At 31.5% G+C, this 1,245-nt stretch carries 1 protein-coding gene; it reads left to right on the top strand.

Going from position 1 to position 1,245, the window contains the following annotated elements; genetic code table 11:
• The first annotated feature begins 226 nt into the window (after window positions 1-226).
• Entirely contained in the window at window positions 227-1,201 is a 975-nt protein-coding gene (locus ACZ9HT_RS16975; protein WP_476041683.1) for an IS110 family RNA-guided transposase, read from the top strand.
• Window positions 1,202-1,245 lie beyond the last annotated feature (44 nt).

Raw genomic sequence — 1,245 nt, 5'->3', positions numbered from 1 at the left:
ACTATTGCAAAACCGCCTTAAGTTTGTTTTTAATATATTTATATACTAATCAGAAAGAACAAAAGAGAGGATAAAGGTTTACGATAACCGCAGGAACTTTAGATTCCGTTAACAGTGATAATCACCTCTCTTTTCTACTTTTATTTCGTACAGTTCTGTGAGACGTAGATCTCGATTTTAAGGTGATGAAAAGCAAGTAGATTGTCCTTTCCTAAATAATAACCCCATGGATAAAAGTACTAAATTTTTTGGAATTGACATCAGTAAAGATACATTTGATGTTATGGATAGTTCCGGTAATTATTCAAAGTTTGAAAATAACACAAAAGGATTTGTTAAATTTTTAAAGTTATTAAATTCTGATAGTCATTGTGTTATGGAGGCAACAGGTTATTATCATTATCAGTTGGCTTATTTTTTAGTTGATAATTCGATTCGTGTTTCCGTTGAAAATCCATTATCGATAAAACGATTTATTCAAATGAAATTGAGTCGAATTAAAACTGATAAATCGGATGCTAAAATGATTTGCTGGTATGCGCAGGAGCAACCCATAAAACTTTGGGTTGGATATTCAAAAAATCAAATGGAATGTTTGCAATTAATTCGGTTATTAGATACTTACACAAAACAAAATACTGCATTGCAAAACAAGGTTCATGCTGAGCAAACATTGGGAAATCCATGTAAATTAGTCGTTACTTCATTAAAGAGAAGCTTGAAAAACCTTTCAAAAGAAGCAGTTGTTTTAGAAAAGAAATTATTAGAATTAGTTAAAATTGATTATCAGGAAGTGTTAACAAAGCTTGAAAGTATTCCTGGTATTGGCAGAAAAACCGCCATGATGTTGGTCGTATTAACTGATGGTTTTAATCGATTTGAAAGCTCAAGGCAACTCTGTTCTTTTTGTGGATTAACGCCTGTTATTAGACAATCTGGAAGTAGTGTAAAAGGTCGAGTGAGGATCAGTAAAATAGGGAATTCTAAGCTTCGAAACTTGCTTTTTATGTGCAGTTTTACAGCTTGTAAATGTAATCCAGCTTGTGCCGCACTTTATGATCGGATAACTCAAAAAGGTAAGAGTAAAAAGTTAGCTTTAATCGCTGTTTGCAATAAACTATTAAGACAATCATTTGCAATAGCAAAATCAGGAGTGGAATACAACAAAGAATACAGAAGTGCTATGCCTAAATTTATTTAAAAATAATTCGATTTTTATTTGTTTTTAAGCACAGTTCTTTGTTA

This window comes from Chryseobacterium sp. UYP7 (assembly GCF_056279225.1).
The sequence above is the reverse complement of the archived record's forward strand: the minus strand, read 5'-3'. Positions and strand labels throughout refer to the sequence as shown.

Bases quoted from the DNA above. Each gene is read 5' to 3' on its own strand.
- ACZ9HT_RS16975 (WP_476041683.1), top strand. From the start codon at position 227: ATGGATAAAAGTACTAAATTTTTTGGAATTGACATCAGTAAAGATACA.